The organism is Candidatus Lokiarchaeum ossiferum (assembly GCA_025839675.1).
Classification (GTDB): domain Archaea; phylum Asgardarchaeota; class Lokiarchaeia; order Sigyniarchaeales; family Promethearchaeaceae; genus Lokiarchaeum; species Lokiarchaeum ossiferum.
The window spans coordinates 265,943-282,011 of sequence record CP104013.1 but is presented as its reverse complement, the minus strand read 5'-3'; the positions used below and the strand labels follow the sequence as shown (position 1 = coordinate 282,011).

General features: G+C 30.0%; 15 protein-coding genes. 6 read left to right on the top strand and 9 right to left on the bottom strand.

The window, feature by feature from the left end:
- Window positions 1-81 precede the first annotated feature (81 nt).
- Window positions 82-228 carry a hypothetical protein gene (locus NEF87_RS01230; RefSeq protein WP_371804566.1) on the bottom strand — a complete coding sequence of 49 codons (147 nt, stop codon included), beginning with the start codon at window positions 226-228 and terminating at the stop codon, window positions 82-84.
- Between the two features lie 780 nt (window positions 229-1,008).
- On the opposite strand from NEF87_RS01230, the gene NEF87_RS01225 reads away from it, so the two are divergent.
- Window positions 1,009-1,560, top strand: a complete 552-nt coding sequence (locus NEF87_RS01225; RefSeq protein ID WP_371804565.1) for a GNAT family N-acetyltransferase — start codon at window positions 1,009-1,011, stop codon at window positions 1,558-1,560.
- A gap of 213 nt (window positions 1,561-1,773) precedes the next feature.
- On the opposite strand, the gene NEF87_RS01220 is transcribed toward NEF87_RS01225, so the two are convergent.
- Window positions 1,774-1,920, bottom strand: coding sequence for a hypothetical protein (locus tag NEF87_RS01220; RefSeq protein ID WP_371804564.1), 147 nt, complete (start codon window positions 1,918-1,920; stop codon window positions 1,774-1,776).
- Window positions 1,921-2,513: 593 nt separating this feature from the next.
- Window positions 2,514-3,449, bottom strand: a complete 936-nt coding sequence (locus NEF87_RS01215) for a leucine-rich repeat domain-containing protein (RefSeq protein WP_457918285.1) — start codon at window positions 3,447-3,449, stop codon at window positions 2,514-2,516.
- A 552-nt stretch (window positions 3,450-4,001) separates the two neighbouring features.
- Between NEF87_RS01215 and NEF87_RS01210 the strand changes: the two genes are divergently transcribed.
- The gene (locus tag NEF87_RS01210; RefSeq protein WP_457918284.1) at window positions 4,002-4,685 is read left to right on the top strand and encodes a tyrosine-protein phosphatase; all 684 of its coding nucleotides are present in this window, start codon (window positions 4,002-4,004) and stop codon (window positions 4,683-4,685) included.
- A gap of 65 nt (window positions 4,686-4,750) precedes the next feature.
- On the opposite strand, the gene NEF87_RS01205 is transcribed toward NEF87_RS01210, so the two are convergent.
- Window positions 4,751-6,133 (bottom strand): hypothetical protein, encoded by a 1,383-nt coding sequence (locus tag NEF87_RS01205; RefSeq protein WP_457918283.1) that lies wholly within the window; start codon window positions 6,131-6,133, stop codon window positions 4,751-4,753.
- A gap of 202 nt (window positions 6,134-6,335) precedes the next feature.
- Between NEF87_RS01205 and NEF87_RS01200 the strand changes: the two genes are divergently transcribed.
- Window positions 6,336-7,379 (top strand): hypothetical protein, encoded by a 1,044-nt coding sequence (locus NEF87_RS01200; protein ID WP_457918282.1) that lies wholly within the window; start codon window positions 6,336-6,338, stop codon window positions 7,377-7,379.
- 480 nt (window positions 7,380-7,859) lie between these two features.
- Here NEF87_RS01200 and NEF87_RS01195 read toward each other — a convergent pair whose 3' ends face one another.
- Window positions 7,860-9,227, bottom strand: coding sequence for an MFS transporter (locus NEF87_RS01195; RefSeq protein ID WP_457918281.1), 1,368 nt, complete (start codon window positions 9,225-9,227; stop codon window positions 7,860-7,862).
- Window positions 9,228-9,429: 202 nt separating this feature from the next.
- A complete protein-coding gene (locus NEF87_RS01190; protein ID WP_457920111.1) occupies window positions 9,430-9,909 on the bottom strand; it encodes a nitroreductase family protein in 480 nt (159 codons plus the stop codon).
- 479 nt (window positions 9,910-10,388) lie between these two features.
- Here NEF87_RS01190 and NEF87_RS01185 point away from each other — a divergent pair, with 479 nt between their 5' ends.
- From NEF87_RS01185 to NEF87_RS01175, 3 genes are all read left to right on the top strand, one after another.
- Window positions 10,389-10,781: a PadR family transcriptional regulator gene (locus NEF87_RS01185; protein WP_457918280.1), complete on the top strand. Its 393-nt coding sequence runs from the start codon at window positions 10,389-10,391 to the stop codon at window positions 10,779-10,781.
- 305 nt (window positions 10,782-11,086) lie between these two features.
- A complete protein-coding gene (locus NEF87_RS01180) occupies window positions 11,087-11,329 on the top strand; it encodes a hypothetical protein (RefSeq protein ID WP_457918279.1) in 243 nt (80 codons plus the stop codon).
- 153 nt (window positions 11,330-11,482) lie between these two features.
- Window positions 11,483-12,415, top strand: coding sequence for a CPBP family glutamic-type intramembrane protease (locus NEF87_RS01175; RefSeq protein WP_457918278.1), 933 nt, complete (start codon window positions 11,483-11,485; stop codon window positions 12,413-12,415).
- A gap of 149 nt (window positions 12,416-12,564) precedes the next feature.
- Here NEF87_RS01175 and NEF87_RS01170 read toward each other — a convergent pair whose 3' ends face one another.
- The 3 genes from NEF87_RS01170 to NEF87_RS01160 all read right to left on the bottom strand — a co-directional run bounded on the left by NEF87_RS01170 (window position 12,565) and on the right by NEF87_RS01160 (window position 15,937).
- The gene (locus NEF87_RS01170) at window positions 12,565-13,353 is read right to left on the bottom strand and encodes an ATP-grasp domain-containing protein (protein WP_457918277.1); all 789 of its coding nucleotides are present in this window, start codon (window positions 13,351-13,353) and stop codon (window positions 12,565-12,567) included.
- 131 nt (window positions 13,354-13,484) lie between these two features.
- Window positions 13,485-15,158, bottom strand: coding sequence for a hypothetical protein (locus NEF87_RS01165; RefSeq protein WP_457918276.1), 1,674 nt, complete (start codon window positions 15,156-15,158; stop codon window positions 13,485-13,487).
- 203 nt (window positions 15,159-15,361) lie between these two features.
- On the bottom strand, window positions 15,362-15,937 hold the full coding sequence (locus tag NEF87_RS01160) for a hypothetical protein (protein WP_457918275.1): 576 nt from the start codon (window positions 15,935-15,937) through the stop codon (window positions 15,362-15,364).
- Window positions 15,938-16,069: the final 132 nt, after the last annotated feature.

Below are 16,069 nucleotides of genomic sequence, written 5' to 3'. Positions count from 1 at the left end.
ATTCATTTTCCTCTTCAAGTTAAAAAAAATGAATTCTTTCATTCAAAAGAATCAAGTACGCTATAAAAAAAGAAAATGTGTTTAGCCATTATACACTCCAGCGTTTATTTTTGACTTTAATAAAGATAATTTAAGTACTTCTCGTCTAATTGCATTTTCAGTTTGTTGGTCATGGATACGTTGTTCGTATCTTTCTAATTCTTCTAAAATCCAGTTTTCTTGTGTCATATAATTCAACTCTATAGTATAATATGCCAAACTCCCAATTTGGGTAGTTTGATGAATAGTTAAAATTCGGTAACGTATTCGAAAGTTACCTAATAATTTATAGGAAGAATGGTCTTTTAAATATTTCGATATACCAACTTTAAATACAAATTTATATTCGTTTTAAACTCATAAAGGTACTAAAATGACGTAATATGTTTTATACTACGCTATGCCCAAAGTAAAATATTTAAAAAGAGAATCATAAGTTAAAATCTTAAAAATCCCACAATATCTAATATTACCATCTTTTTGGCGATAATATTCATTGATTCCCAGAAATATTAGTATTCCTATATTTTTAAATTGATAAAATATAAACATTAAATTTTTGATGCTCTACTATTGAATGAACATCCAAATACTATTTAACATGTTTAATATTCACATAATTGAAAAATTGATCAACAGATTCTACTTTAATTTATCTAACTCATTGTAATTAAAATAAAAATACTTGTGATTTTAATAGTATCACAAATTTCAACACATTAAACACATCTTATTATAAATACGTTAGTAATAAAAAATAAGTTAAAAAAATAGGATAAAATTTTTTAAAAAGAATGTTAAAAAAGTTCGAATTATCAACCATTTTCAAGAATGAATCTCAAAACACTATTTAGCCGTAGTAATCAGGTCGATAAATAAAATTCACTCCTTCAATAGCTTATACATACGATAAATGGCAAAAAAAGGACTTTCATATGTTTTAAATCTTTTGAAAGTATGTAATAATTAATGATCCGTCTACAGACTGAACGATTACTCTTAAGAAATTTTACTTCTAATGATTTAAAGGATCTTCTAGAGATAACTCAACAATATGAAGCTTCAGAGATGGGCAAATATGATCAACCCTATCCCCAAACTGCTAAAGAGCTCCAACCACTCTTAGATTATCTGAGCATGGGAGATGAATTTGCAGCGGTTGAATTGAAAACTCAAGGAAAAGTAATTGGACTTATGCAAATTCAATTGAAAAAAGATTTCGTTGGAGAAGTAGTACGTGGGTTTGGGTACAATTTTAATTCAAACTATCATGGACAAGGCTATGCTACTGAGGCAGGGAAAGAAATCCTCAAATATGTATTAGGAGAGTTAAAAGTGGATAAATGCACCGCAGGTACTGCCGCAGTTAATGCTTCATCCCAAAAGCTCTTGAAAAAATTAGGCTTTAAAAAAATAGGGGAAAAAATGACGCATTTTCGGGAAAATATTAATGGTCTTCCGATAGAATTTTTGTATAATCTCTATGAACTAACCAGAGAACAATGGATCACCAAAGATTGAAGTATTTTTTCAATCCAAATATCTTTACAATTAATAGGAAATGTGGTTTTTTAAAATAAGATTCTAATATCAAATAGTCCTAAATATTTTCCAAATATGCGGGGTAAGAATATAATAGAATATTGAATAGATAGAGATTTAAAATTGGGAGATATTGCTCGTGTATTTACGTTTTGACGGTAAATAGAGCAATATCAATAATGAATGAAAAAATTAACCTCTATAAGCTTTAGAGTTTTTTTTTGATTTTAATAAAGATCGATTAACAATTTTTCGCATAGTTCTATTTTCTTCTTTTTGATCACGCAATTCTTGATCATATCTTTTAGTTTCTTCTATAATCCATTTTTCTTGTGCCATATTTATTCAACTCACAAATTAAATTGCCAAACTCCCACGATTGGTTGTTTGATGCTTCTTTAAAATTCGTAATATTTACTTATCTTTATTAGTTCAAGCAACCTATTAAACCTTACGTATTTTCTTCCTTTTTTCTCAATGCGAGAATTAATTCTTATAAAGCAGTCTTGATATCTAAATATAATTTCGATTTCTTTCGATCCATACATCTAGTTATATGATCTCATTTTCTATACTTTTGGTTCAAATTAATGATAAAATGATCCATTTCACTATTTCAATGATGGGAAAAATCCGACTTTGGATCTTTCATCAATTGGATTCTAAAGATTTTTGAAAAAATCGGTTTTTAGTTTTTTATGTGAGAATTCCCAAAAAAGATCAAAATCTCAGCGATTCCATTTTTGATCGTATCAATATTCACTATTTTAAAAATGACTCAGGAAGTTTTAAAAGAGACTAAGATATAAAGATAGAGATTTTTTTTGAAAAAAACTAAGAGATCTTTAATTATTAGTTATATTAGTGCTATTGTTGTTCCCTTCTTTATAATATATAGTTCTTTTCTTCTTTTAGCGCTGCGTATATAACTGTTAATATCTGATTTTGCAATTCATTAAAGTTGTGACAATTAGTTTTTTATCGGCATCTGAAAGGTTGACTTTTTTTATTTCTAATCGTTTCAAGGAGGGAAGAGTTTTGACATATTCAAGTAAATTTTTCACGTTGGTGTTATTGAGATTCAAATCTTCAAGAGATGAAAGAGAATGAAACTTACTTGGGATTTCGGTGAGTGGATTATCGGAAACATTTAAAACCTTCAGATTTTTTAAATTAGCAAAAGAATCGGGAAATTTTTTTAGAGAATTATCCCCTAAAAATAACGAATTCAAATTACGTAAACTACCAATAGAATTTGGTAAATTTGTAATTTTATTACAACTTAGATTCAATTCGAACAAATTAGAGAGATTGCCGAAGGATTCAGGTAATTCTGAAAGACTGTTATCACGAAGATTCAGATGGTTGAGACTTTTCATATTTCCAATGCAAACGGGGAGAGTTTCGACTTGATTTTTCAAGATGTCCAGACTTTTAAGCGTTCGTAAAGAACAAATTGATTCTGGAATATGAGTAATGTAATTATCATCCAAATTTAAAATCCGAAGATTCGATAATTCTCCTAAATATTTGGGGATTTCTGTAAATTTATTTGAATTTAGGAGTAATTCTTCCAGATTTTTCAGATGCCTAAAGGAGTCAGGTAAATCCTCTAATCTATTTTTAATGAGATACATAGTCTCAAGTTTCTCTAAATTTCCAATCGAATAAGGAAGATGAGTTAACCCACTATCAATTAATTGTAATTCTATTATGTGGTAACCCTCTGCAGTGAAACCAAATTTTTTTGTGGTAAATTTCTCACGACAAGGGATTTTTCTATGCGTTAACTCTTCCAAATCCTGTAAAAATTTTACTTCTTTGTAATGTAGTTCCGTATCTTGATATTTAATGATATCATCATTCATTTTTTTTTCACTTTAAATTTCGTATCAAAAATGTCTTCTGTGAACTACTTTTGCTTTTAATATATTTGAATATTTACCTCATCATTGATTTAGACATAGCAATTTCTTTTTGAATTTATCATTCCCCATGTTGAAAAGCTGCCACACATATCGATGCTACAGCTAAACCACTGGGATAATTTCCAGAAATACTTCCACGACGGGATACTTCTTACAAGAATTTAATGGCACTTAGTTGAGATGCAATTTTCATGATCCTTTTTTGATTGTAATCATTTAAAATCCAAGGAAAATGCATTAATGTGGGTAAGTTTAACTAAAAGTGGTGAATTTCATCAAATTATCGGTTAGACCCGTTTTTTTACAACTCTCGAGGGGAATCGATCTTTAGGTATTGCCCCTGTAATACTTCTATTTGTATTGAAGTGTAATACGATATTGCCGGTTCTGAGGGTGACATATCGTTCAAATTGAGTGTGTTAAGAATATGCTATTTTAGTTATAATATGAATACTTTTACAATAGTAAAACACAGTATTAAATAGAATAGTTATGAGAAGAATTTTATGCAAAAATGTCAGTAACATGAGAGATATTGGCGGAATTCAAACAAAATCAGGTCATTTCATAAAAGAATATCGTTTCATTCGATCAAATCTACCTGTTAACATAGATCAATCGGAAAAAGAATTTCTATTAGAAAAAAAAATTACAACTGTTATCGATCTAAGAGAACCTGATGATGTGAAGAACAATCCAAATGATCTAAATAGTGAAGGGTTTTTCTATTATAATATCCCAACCAAAGGAAGTGGATTTCCAGAATCGGAAGAATTGATACCACTTGGGTATATTGAAATAATCAATGATTTTGAATCTATACGGAAAATTCTAACAAGAATTGCAGAAGCCCCTGATGGAGTTTTAATAAATTGTAATGCTGGAAAAGATCGCACTGGAATTATCATTATGCTTTTACTACTTATTGCTGATGTTGATGAAAAAGAAATTTGCGAGGATTACGAAATTTCAGCAACCAATTTATATGAACAAATAAAAGCGCTTCATGAAAAATATTCTGACCTTCCATCTTTTGTTGGTCAATCAAAAAAGGAATATATATTAAAAACTCTCTCTTTATTTAAAGAAAAGTTCGACAATATCGATCATTACTTGAAATTAGTAGCTTTAGATGATGAAAATATAAGAAAAATTAAAAATAAGCTACTTAAATAGCAAAAAAAAATCCAAAAGTTTTAGGTTGATTATTTTCCATTCGACAATAATCCCAAATCCTCTTTTCAATCGAAATTCAGAGTCTTAATTAAGGTTTTAATTTTTTTAATTATGGCAATTGTTGATTTTGTTGAGGTAATATGCTCGTAATTTGAAAAATTTAATATCAGTCTCTTATTTACAGTTGCTACTCCTATAACCTGTTTTGCAATAAATGAACATGGTGGAATAAAATGGACTGATTCAAGATTAAAACGCGAATAATTTATTTTCAAATCTAATTTTCCAATATTTGTTATAATGAAATTTTTTGAAATCTTGTCGGATTCTTTTTTTTTAATCAATTTTTTAACCATATCTTCTTGTTTAACGAAGGACATTATTTTTTCATATCTAGAATGTTCTTCTGAAGCATATTTTCCAAGTTTTTTAACCATTAGGGCTTCATTTAATCCATGAGATAAATTATTTAAAAGAAGAAATGGTTTGAATAAATTTTTCATTGTTAAATTCTTTCGTACTTTTTCTTGAATTACTTTAACATTTTTAATGAACGTTTGATTTAAGTCGTATTTGTATGAGATATCAATCCCACGAGCATACAATCCTAGATGTTCACCAATTTTTGGTTTCGTATACTCTCTGACATTGACCGCAGTATTTATGTTACCGTAATATTCGTCTTGATTCCCAAGTATTTCCAAATGTGCCCTTAAAATGACTGCAGTTATAAAAGAATTAACCGATATGTGGTTTTGTTTACAATAACTGATTAAGTTCTGGGTATCGGTTTGATTAAATTCTAACACATTTATTTCATAATTAATGTTTTTCCAAAATCCCTCAAAAATACAATCAAAATCTTGCTGATCAAATAAAATCTTTTGATCCTTCCATTTTGCATTCATTTTCTTCAAGACAAATTTTTCAATCGAATTCAATCTAGCATTCTTTGGAAACATATTTTCTTTCATTTCAGGAGGATGCATAAGAAAACCTATTTTTTCTCCTTCTATACTTAGTAGAATATCTTTAAGTAAATAAACTACCGATTTTCCATCACATATCGCATGATCTGCGATTAAAATTAATTTTACTTGATTATGACTCTGAGATTTTAGAAAAACAATTTGAAGGAGAGGAGATTTTTGAAAATTGAAAGATTTTTTAATTAATAATTGTATGGATCGGATCCAATTGCCGTCTTCGGCATATTCTCCGGTAATAAATGGAATCTCAATATTACTATCTTCTAAAAAGTAATATTGATTGTCAATTTTTTCAATTTTTACTCTGAGTAATATATGTTTTTTTTGGATTTCTTGTATTGCATTTTGGACGTCTAGGGGTAGAAGATTTCCATTTAACGTTCCTGCAATAATAACTGGGTGATTTCTCAATAATAGTTCTTGAGATGTCAATTTTCGTCGAAACTGGTTGTTAATCATATATATCACTTTTGTTTTCATGAAATCTGAATCCATGAAATTTATAATAATATAGTTGATTCACTTTAATAAATTTTCTTAATCTCTAATTAATCAAAAATTGAACTCATATTGATAATTTAAAAAGAATAAACCAAAGATTTAGTTTTCATGAAAGCATAAATTTTTAAAAAACCAATTTCTTACCTATTTGAAGAGGATTATGAATAATGTATCCGCTGAAATGATTGAATCCGATATCATAAAATATATTGTCGATACTGGAAAAATTCGGGGCCGTCCAGATGTTATAGTTCATCTCTTCGCATATATTGTCGTTTTTGGTCCAATTTCACAACAAGAACTTGTTTCCATTTCTAAAAAGTATTATTTTAAGAAAAATAGAAGTGGTATTTCTTCAGGGACCATTTCCAAGTACTTGAATAATTATTTTCTAACCAACAAAATTGTAGAAAAAATCAGAGTCCAAAATAAACCTCCTGCTTATAAATATCGGCTGAAATTTCCTGTAAATGAATATATCACACAGATCCAAATAATATTGCAGACTGAAGTCGATGAAATTAATTCAATTATTGATGATATTTTTAACAACAATGAAAAGTTCTCATCCAACCCAGTTTCAATTGAAAAACAGAAATTTTTTCAAAGATTAAATGAATTCAAAGCATTTTTAAATGTTTTAAGACATAAAATTAAAAACTATAGGCACGGATATGAAATATCCAAAACTCCGATTATTAATCAAATTCTCAAGCCTAGTTTTAATAAAAAGGTTGAAATAGATTCTATTGAACATGCTTTTATTGACATTCTTTCCACAACTTTCTTACTTGGATTATATTCTGAATATTATTCGAAGATTTTGGGATATTTCATTACAAGGAAAACCCTTACCCAGCGAAAACTACGACAATTGACTGGATTTTCTTTGGGGACTATCTCTGAAGGCTTAAATTTGCTTTTACAATTGAATTTTATAACCATTGAGTCAACCGGCAAAAAAGGTAAGATTTCGTATTCTATGAACTCAATTGAAGATGCTTTTTTTAAAAAGATAGGGCAATATCTCAGTCAGATCGATCAATTGCATCCAATTTTGCTGAATATCCAAGAAAATCTAAATAATATGGAAAAATCCGTTGAAAATCAAGAAAAATTGCATAAATTGCGTGAAATCAATGAAATGTACCTAGAAAGTCACGTTTTGAATAAAATTTTTTTCAAAAAATTAAAAGAAAGATAAGAATTTTCTTGCTATAATTAACTATTGCTCCCATCCAAATTTGCATATTTAGAAGAAAAATTGAATTCAGGAAAGGAAATTTTTTGAATTAATGCTTTACATTATAGCCCGTTAGTTTTTGCTTTATTATCATTGTTCAAATCCCTGCATCTAATAACTAATTCTCAATCCAATCGGAATTTATCGCATCACGTAATTAATGCAGATTTACATGATTTTTGTGTTACATCTTAAGGATAAACCTTTCAAACCGATATAGAAGTGTGAAACATGATTTCTTGTCCAAAGATAGAGAACACTTTAATTATTTTTACACTTTCATGTTGATTTGTGATAGCTTTTTCTACCTATCCACAAAGAATGAGAAAAATAATGAAATAATATTAAAAAAAAAAATACATTATCCATGAAAAAACAAAATTTGGTGGATGTATTTCATATTCAGATTCTGGAATTAAAAATCATAAACTCCGTAATTCATCAAAATCTGATTGTAGTGTTTCCAAAAGTCTCATCATTTAAAAGGTGAAGATCCGATAAATAATAAATCAATCCGACCGTTATCATCCCCAAAACACCTCCTAAACTAATTAGAGTTCCCGTACCCAAAATTTCTGCAAGTGGTCCGGAACTTAACATCCCAATAGGCATGATTAGTGAGGAAATCATATTCAAATTAGAAAATACACGGCCCATTTTTTCAGGTGGAACTGACGTCTGGATTAACGTCATAAGCAGAGAATGCATCAATGGCGATCCTAACGTTGCTACGAAAGAAACGATTGCCAGCAACCCAAACATTCCTTTAGGGATTAATCCTATGGCTGTAATCCCAAAAAATATTAAGAAAATACCAAAAAGAATTCCTCGAATTTTATTCTGCCACTCCTTTTTTAAAGATACCAGAATTCCCCCGAAAATCATTCCAGATTGAAAACATCCAGCAACTAAGGCGTATTGTAAAGCATTTCCATGATGATCATTTTGAATAAAAAATGTGAAAAGCGTTGTAAGCGGGGTCAAAAAGAAATTTGCTAAAATCACAATTCCAATAATGGGTGTTAGCCCCCGAATCCGAAAAATTGTGTGCAGACCTTCTTTAAATTCTTGTAAAAATCGATGTCCTTTTGGTTTTAACGAATTGGAAGGTTGGTTATGCATAGCATTTTGTGTGTTCTTAGCGGCTTGGGTAGGCTTAATTTTTGGAATGGGAACACGAAGCAAACATACTAATGCTATTCCAAAAGTTAAAATATCTATCCATAAAATCTCTTGAATAGTCAAAAATGACAGAAATAATGCCCCAAATATTGGACCAAGGGTCATTATAACACTTGAAGCGAGTTGAGATAGTCCATTCATACGGGAAAGTAGTTCTTTCGGGATCATAAGTGGTCGAATGGATGAGGATGCAGGACTATGAAATGTTTGACACACTGACCTTAAGAGATTCATCCCGATTATGATCCAAATTTTCATTTCACTGACAAAAAAGATGAGAATAATTCCCCCTGTTATGATTGCTTGAGTTCCGTCGGTGATCATTAGGATTTTCTTTCTATCTTTTCTATCTGCAATTACTCCAGCTAAAGGTGCTAAAAATATGCGAGGTAGAAAGGCAAAAAACACATTTAGGCTTAGTATGGTGGGGTTTTCGGTCTCTAAGGTTACCCACCAAATAATGGCGAATTGTACAATTTCTGATCCGAGAAGAGAAGCAAGTTGTCCAATCCAAATTATCAAGAAATTAGTAAATGTGATATTATTGGGTCTATTAAAATTTTCTAATAGCTCAGTATCGTAAATTTTATTATCAAATGAATCATTAGGTTGGTTTTTTTCTGACATTTATTTGCGCTCCATGAAATGTAGACAATTTCTAATTAAAAAAATTTCCAAATTGGTAATTACATAATTGTAATTTTAAAAACGATAGATAAAGCACATCTTTTATCCCTATTTTCGATCTTAATTTGTTATTCTAATATCTCCGTTCCTTTATCTTCATGTAGTCCCATCATAAATGGCGGAACGAATCCAGGTATTATTATTACCAGATATCAATATGCACAATCTCATCTATTTTTTTTTTGGGGGGAGATGGAGGTATTTTTTTCGGAATACCCATGGCAATCCCTCCAACTATTCTTGCATCTTCCGGGAGATTGAGGGTTCTTCTAAGTATAGGTTCATTAAAAGCGCCCATCCAGCATGATCCTATTCCTTGAGCCCAACTTGCAATGACCATATTCTGTAAAGCAACAGTAACATCCATTAATGAGTAAGTTTCCATTATTGATTTTGATTTCAGATATACTCCTAATATTATAAAAGCCGCTTTAGTCGCAAATTTATTGAACCCATTAAATACGCACGCTTTCTTCCCTTTTGGATCTTTTATAACAATAAAATGCCAAGGTTGGATATTAGTCGCCGTAGGTGCATTTCTACCAGCTTCTAAAATCTTCTTTAGTATTTCGGGACTCACTTGTTCTGAGCTAAAATCCCGAATACTCCGACGACTGAGGATCTGTTCAATGATTTTTTTTCACCATTCTAGTATTTTTTGTGTGTGTGTATTATATCCATAATATATCGGATATTCGATATATAATATCTATTTGAGTCTAAATTATATTAAAAATATTTCGATTATCCGAATCATATAATGGATTGCTTATAAAAAAGGAGAAAAACACATTTAAATATATCGGTCAATCGATATATTTAATTATTATTCCATATAATATAAATCAGAATTCTGCGTAGGTTCCCCAAAAACTTGGTGATTCAAAAATTACAAAAACAAAAGATGATAATCAACAGATCCATAAACAAGATTTCTCCGATAGTTATGATTCTGGAATTTATGATTCTCATTTATCATTATATGAAGGCCTTTCAGAAAAACTTATCTTGAAATGGCTTGATCGCATTAAACGCGGGTTTCTCCATCCCACAATATTGATGATGTTTGGTACCCAAAATTTAGAGGGGGAGTATCCAAAAATGACAGGATCAAATATAATCAAAAAAATTCAAGAAGTATCCTTGGATCACTGGAAACCATCACCTGGTTCGCTTTATCCAATTCTCACTGAAATGCAAGATGATCTGATTATAGAACTTGTTCTTAATAGTAATAAAAAAGCAAAAACATATCGTATCACTGACATCGGCTTAAAAATGTTAAAAATCATTACCAATTCTTCGATTCTCTTAACACAACCTCGGGGAACTTTTCCTCCCACAATGAATAAAGATAATATTCAATATCTCTTTCAAAATCAATATCATGATGCCACATTAGATGAATTAGTAAAACTCCAAAAGTTTTATCTTTTTTTAGCAGACCTTACAACCCAAATGATTGGTTCCAAATTAAAAACTTATGAAAAATAAATTCTAATAGTACAATCTTATAAATACTCTTATTGAGTTTCAACAATCAGAATGAATTTTTCTCCTAATAAGGGATTTTCCAGTTTTGAAATGCCCTAATTTCTCTCGAAGATGGTCATGAATGAGGAGTGACTTCTAAAACAGTTAGACAACAGTTTAAAAAAATGGTATGCAATTACACACCCTCATTTATTCTGAGATGCGCTTAATTCCCTACGTGTTGAGGTGGTTTAATTGATGCGGGATTATAAGCCATATTTCTTAACCAAACCCCTAAAGGAGTGAATGTTAAGCATTATTTGAAAATGTATACAAATGGCTCAAATTCTGCTCTCAAGCGACGGGAGCTGTATGACTGCTATAATCCATACGTTCCCCCATCGGGAGTCTATAAATGGCGGTACCTAAAAGATCGCCAGCGCCTAAAAGATCAGCCTCATATTAGATTACAAATAGAAGATACTGTTATCTTCGAAACTAATGAGTTTTCACCAGGATCTCGAGATCATATAATTGAGGAAATAGAGAGACTCCTAAAACGAAGTTAATTTTAGACCAAAGTAATAGAAAAAGGAGCAGGTCTCGATGGGAATCGACAACAATACTAGATTATTTGCTACAAGAAGACTCAAGTAGGTGTTCAGAACTGTTTCACATCAAGTGATATCATTTTTTAAGATATAGATATGAGTTATCTTAATATGGAAGATCAAACCCATATAGAATCAAATCAATTAACTTCAAAAGATGAGCAATCCTTCTTTAAAAAAATTCTTTCGATTATCGAAGTACTTCTTGTGCGATTTGGTATTTATTCTATAGTTGCCCATTTCATTTTACAATATTTTTTTGAGGGGAATTATTTCCAAAAATGGTATATTCCTTATATTATTGGATTTTTATGGTATTTGATTCCACTACTGATAATTACATCATTTAGACGATCTTTTGTGAGTTATGGACTTAATTTCGCTAATTTTAGAAATCAGATTGATTTTAGTCTGAATATGATTTTAATCATGTTGATTCCTTCCAGTATCTTTCTCCTTATTACCTTCCTTAATATTGAACATGATTCTTGGCTTGGATCTGCCATTTTATCACTTACTTTCATAATGTCCATTTTTATATTCTTATATTCTCAAAAAAATAATATAACCAAACAATCTGAAATAATTTCAAATAGAAAACATATATCTAATATTCTAACCTTAATATTGATTTATGGGTGTCCAATTTTTATTGGATTTTTCTTGGGGAAGCTTTCTTGGAACTTAGTTTCAATTGTAATGTGGCAATTACTCTTTTCTGGATTTGGGGAAGAATTTTTCTTCCGAGGTTATATTTTAGGAAGATTAAATCAGAGTTTTGGGAAACCCTACAAAATTTCTGGGATCTCTTTTGGACCGGGTCTTATCATTAACGCATTGATATTTAGTTTAACTCATATTTTGAATCCTACAAATTATTGGCTGAATCATTGGGAATTTATTTGGTCATGGGGGTTGTATACATTCTTTGGTGGGATTTTGTTTAGTTTGATGCGTGAAAAAGCGAAGAGTATTATTCCCGGTGGTTTTTCTCATGGAATTGATGGAGTGGGTGAGGGATTTCACTCAATTTTTTTTGCTTAGAAAAATTTAACCATTTCTTCTATGGATGACGGCTCTGAGGGGGAATCCACCTTTAAGTCCGACAATGTCGCACATTTTTTAATAATTAGTAAGAAGATGCTCAAGGAATTAGGATTAGAATATATTATTCCATGTTTATTATTGGATTTTTATAATAATTTATCTAATTTCATACAAGTTGTAGGATGCCAAGAATGTTTAGCTAATGCCATATCAAGAAGATACCACTTTCCTGATTTATCACATGCAAAGTCTACAGACCATAGACCATCTATAAGTGTAGATACCTTGGCTGCAATTTTGGATAATTTCAAGATTTCATCTTCAGATTCTGTGTTAATTTCTCGAAGTTGTCTAATTATTCTATCTCTTACCTCCTCGGGGTATTTTCTTTGAAATTTCTCTTTCTTATTGCTCCTGTTTTCCAAAAAAATAGAAGATCTTTTATCATCTTGATTAAAAGTATCAAAAAATACCTCTTCATCCCAATAAGGATGATGACATATTACGTGTCCATCTTTAATAAAATATCTTCTTTCCTTTGCAACAGGCATATTTCCATCAAAAAAATTAAAGGGAGATTCGAGATGAAGAAACTCTCGTAATAGTATGGCATGAAACTCAACTCTCGACTTTTTTGCATAGTAGATTAGTTTTTTTATGTGATTATAGAGATCTTCTTTATGTTCAACGTAGCACGTATCTTTCCAATCATGTTTTCCCGCTACATCATCGGTTTTAATGAAAATAGGAAACTTAAATGATTCTAATGCTTGTTCAATTTTCTTTTCATATATTTCCTTGAAAGTAGAGTCCATCCCACTGAGAAGTAATAATCCATCTGATTCGTCAATTTCGATTATTTTAGTAAGAGGTATGAGAATATCCTTAAATTCTTGAATCCTTGGTAACCAAAAAAGTGCACTATTTTTATTCAATCGAAGTCCTCCACTTATTCATTTTTAAAGTATCCCTATTTTGATTTCTTATTTCGTTTTTATCCGAATAAGTCTGAAAGCAAAACCGTTAGTCATCGAGTCAATATAGAAATTAAAACTAGCTATTACTTTTATAGATTGAGATTAGTCTCTTGCTTCAATTTGTAAAATACATATTTCAGTTTTTCACGAACAACAGGAATTTTAGAAATTGTGAAAAAAAGAAATGCACATCCTTGTATTATCTGAATTTGACTGAATCCTTTCATTTCTCTGCTTAAAGATGGGTTTTCATTAATCCCATATTTTGCTATTCCTTCAAATAAAGTAAATGAACTTCCATTATTTATTTTCTGGTCATAATATGGAATAATAATTTCATCATTATGAACAAACAATCCCATTTCTAACCTATAATGTAACCTCGTATCTCCAGCAAATAGGGCAACGTATGAAGATTTCTGTTGAATTGTTCTATTAATTCTTCCTAATATTCCATTTGAATAACTATAGCCATAGAAAGAGTTTTTAATTGGTGATAGTTTTGAAACAGAACTAGTATGTTCTCCTCCAATGGGATCTCTATTGCATATTGCCCATAAAGTATTTGATTCATCTAAGTGATAGTTCCTCGCAGTTATAATTGGTTGTATTGAGGATATTGTTAAGTTAGAAGAAAAATAACGTATGTAAAAAGCTTTGCCGATTTCACCATAAATAGGTCTTGTTTGAATAATCATATTATAGAAGTGTTTTTGAATGTCCAAATAGTAGAATTTATAATTTTGAGTATCCAAGGGATAACCTTCGAATTCTGTAGGAATAGATATCTGTCGGTTCATTTGAATTCCAGATGAGTTCACAGCCACGATATAATTACTATTACTCTTGTAATTTATGAGGAAGTAACTTGATTGATTATATCCTATAATAGTTGGTAAATGCTCCTGATATATATCATAACTAATGTTCAAGATTTTCACATATTCTAATCGGTTTATATTTTCATTAAGCTGAAAATGGATAACTGATGTCTGGTTTAAGGAATGATCCCTAATTGTCCCTATTAAAGCTTGATTTCTTAGAATACAGAGATTATAATCAAAAACTTCTGTCAAATTTTCATCTACGATAGATATAGTTGGATTTATTAAATCAGTTTCAAATAAAGTACCATAATTAGATCTTTCAAATTTGTCTTTACTTGCAGATGTCGAATAAGTTATACTCCCTAAAAAAAAAAAAGAACAACTAACTATTAAATAAGTTATTATTATTCTTTTCCTTCCCTCTCTTGAGACTCCTTCAGATTTTAAAGAATTTTGGGAGTTGTTTTCAATTTTGGAAAAATATTCTCTAACAGATCTGGAAAATTGGAAATACAAAATTAAAATCAAATTGAACAACAAAAAAATGGCTCTCAATACACTATTCAATATTGTTTTACTTGTAAAAGTGTTTAAATCAGTGAATTTATAAACAGATTCCCAAAAACCTTGAAAGAAAATTAAAATAATCTTCACTAAATTATGAATGATTAAAAATTGTTTTCCTATGTTTTCCCTTCTTAAAATTGAAATTCCGACAATAATATCAAATATAGAAGATAATAGGAACATAAAATTCAATTCAACTATAAAAAAATAATCATACCTAAATTGTTGAGCGATTTCACCAGGAGATTTAAGTTTAAGAGTTAAAAGAACTATGTTTACTATAATAAATATAGATGTTCCAGCAATTCCTAAAATTATGTAAAGAACAGAAATATTCTTGATTATTGCCGTTGTTCTTTTTTGAAGCATATTTCATATATTTAAATGAATTTAATACATAAAATTGTTATGATTTTTTGAAAAGGAATTCTTTTTGCTATAAAAAATAATTTGAAACATTGCCATAATTGTTTTGATTCGGTTTTTGGTGGCTCTGAGGGGGAATTGTCTTTTTTTTGGTTTAGACTTGAGAGTACTGATGGGAAGTGGGTCAAATTATTACTATTTCAATCTTATCTTTTTTTTGCTTTCCACCATATATCCCACTCACCTACCGTTCGTATCCCGTCATGAATCACCGCATGATATATATCTACTGATCGATAACTCCTGCGATATTCTAGCCTTTTAGATAGGGGGGTCTTTATTTCCAATATAGATCTTCGAATACTTGGAGTAACTTTTTGTTTAATTTCCTCTCCATTTTTAAGGATTTTGTGAATTTCTTCTTTATTTGCAAATAAAATATCTATTTTCCATAACTGTGAACTCGGGAGTAAAATCTCCACACACCAAAAGATTCCTTTGGGGTTACCAACCGTGTTTAAAACAAATTCGTTTCGAAAATACATAGTAGAGGTGTAAGGAAACAGAGCAATTGCTCTCCCTACCTCAAATATCTTTGTTTTATCGACAGAATCAATTTCCACGCATATGTCAATATCTCGCCAAGTCATTAAATTATAATAATAACTGCCTGTGAGATGGGAATTACCATATTGAGTTAGTAATTTTAAAAGTCCCATTGAGGATAACAAATCACTAGCTTCTTTATGTAGAATGTCTGCATTCTGGAGAATATTATCCATATAAAGTAATTTACTTATTTTATCCCTTTATTTTTTTTGGGTTTTGGTATCAAAAAAAGTCCTTTTTTTTTATCAAAGTTCATTCCTTCATAAAATGTTATTTAATTATGATAGTGGCGGCTCTGAGGGGAC

Excerpts from the sequence above, each read along its gene's own strand:
- NEF87_RS01230 (WP_371804566.1), bottom strand. The coding sequence starts at position 228 with ATGACACAAGAAAACTGGATTTTAGAAGAATTAGAAAGATACGAACAA.
- NEF87_RS01225 (WP_371804565.1), top strand. The coding sequence starts at position 1,009 with ATGATCCGTCTACAGACTGAACGATTACTCTTAAGAAATTTTACTTCT.
- NEF87_RS01220 (WP_371804564.1), bottom strand. The coding sequence starts at position 1,920 with ATGGCACAAGAAAAATGGATTATAGAAGAAACTAAAAGATATGATCAA.
- NEF87_RS01215 (WP_457918285.1), bottom strand. The coding sequence starts at position 3,449 with ATGAATGATGATATCATTAAATATCAAGATACGGAACTACATTACAAA.
- NEF87_RS01210 (WP_457918284.1), top strand. The coding sequence starts at position 4,002 with ATGAGAAGAATTTTATGCAAAAATGTCAGTAACATGAGAGATATTGGC.
- NEF87_RS01205 (WP_457918283.1), bottom strand. The coding sequence starts at position 6,133 with ATGATTAACAACCAGTTTCGACGAAAATTGACATCTCAAGAACTATTA.
- NEF87_RS01200 (WP_457918282.1), top strand. The coding sequence starts at position 6,336 with ATGAATAATGTATCCGCTGAAATGATTGAATCCGATATCATAAAATAT.
- NEF87_RS01195 (WP_457918281.1), bottom strand. The coding sequence starts at position 9,227 with ATGTCAGAAAAAAACCAACCTAATGATTCATTTGATAATAAAATTTAC.
- NEF87_RS01185 (WP_457918280.1), top strand. The coding sequence starts at position 10,389 with ATGACAGGATCAAATATAATCAAAAAAATTCAAGAAGTATCCTTGGAT.
- NEF87_RS01180 (WP_457918279.1), top strand. The coding sequence starts at position 11,087 with ATGTATACAAATGGCTCAAATTCTGCTCTCAAGCGACGGGAGCTGTAT.
- NEF87_RS01175 (WP_457918278.1), top strand. The coding sequence starts at position 11,483 with ATGGAAGATCAAACCCATATAGAATCAAATCAATTAACTTCAAAAGAT.
- NEF87_RS01165 (WP_457918276.1), bottom strand. The coding sequence starts at position 15,158 with ATGCTTCAAAAAAGAACAACGGCAATAATCAAGAATATTTCTGTTCTT.
- NEF87_RS01160 (WP_457918275.1), bottom strand. The coding sequence starts at position 15,937 with ATGGATAATATTCTCCAGAATGCAGACATTCTACATAAAGAAGCTAGT.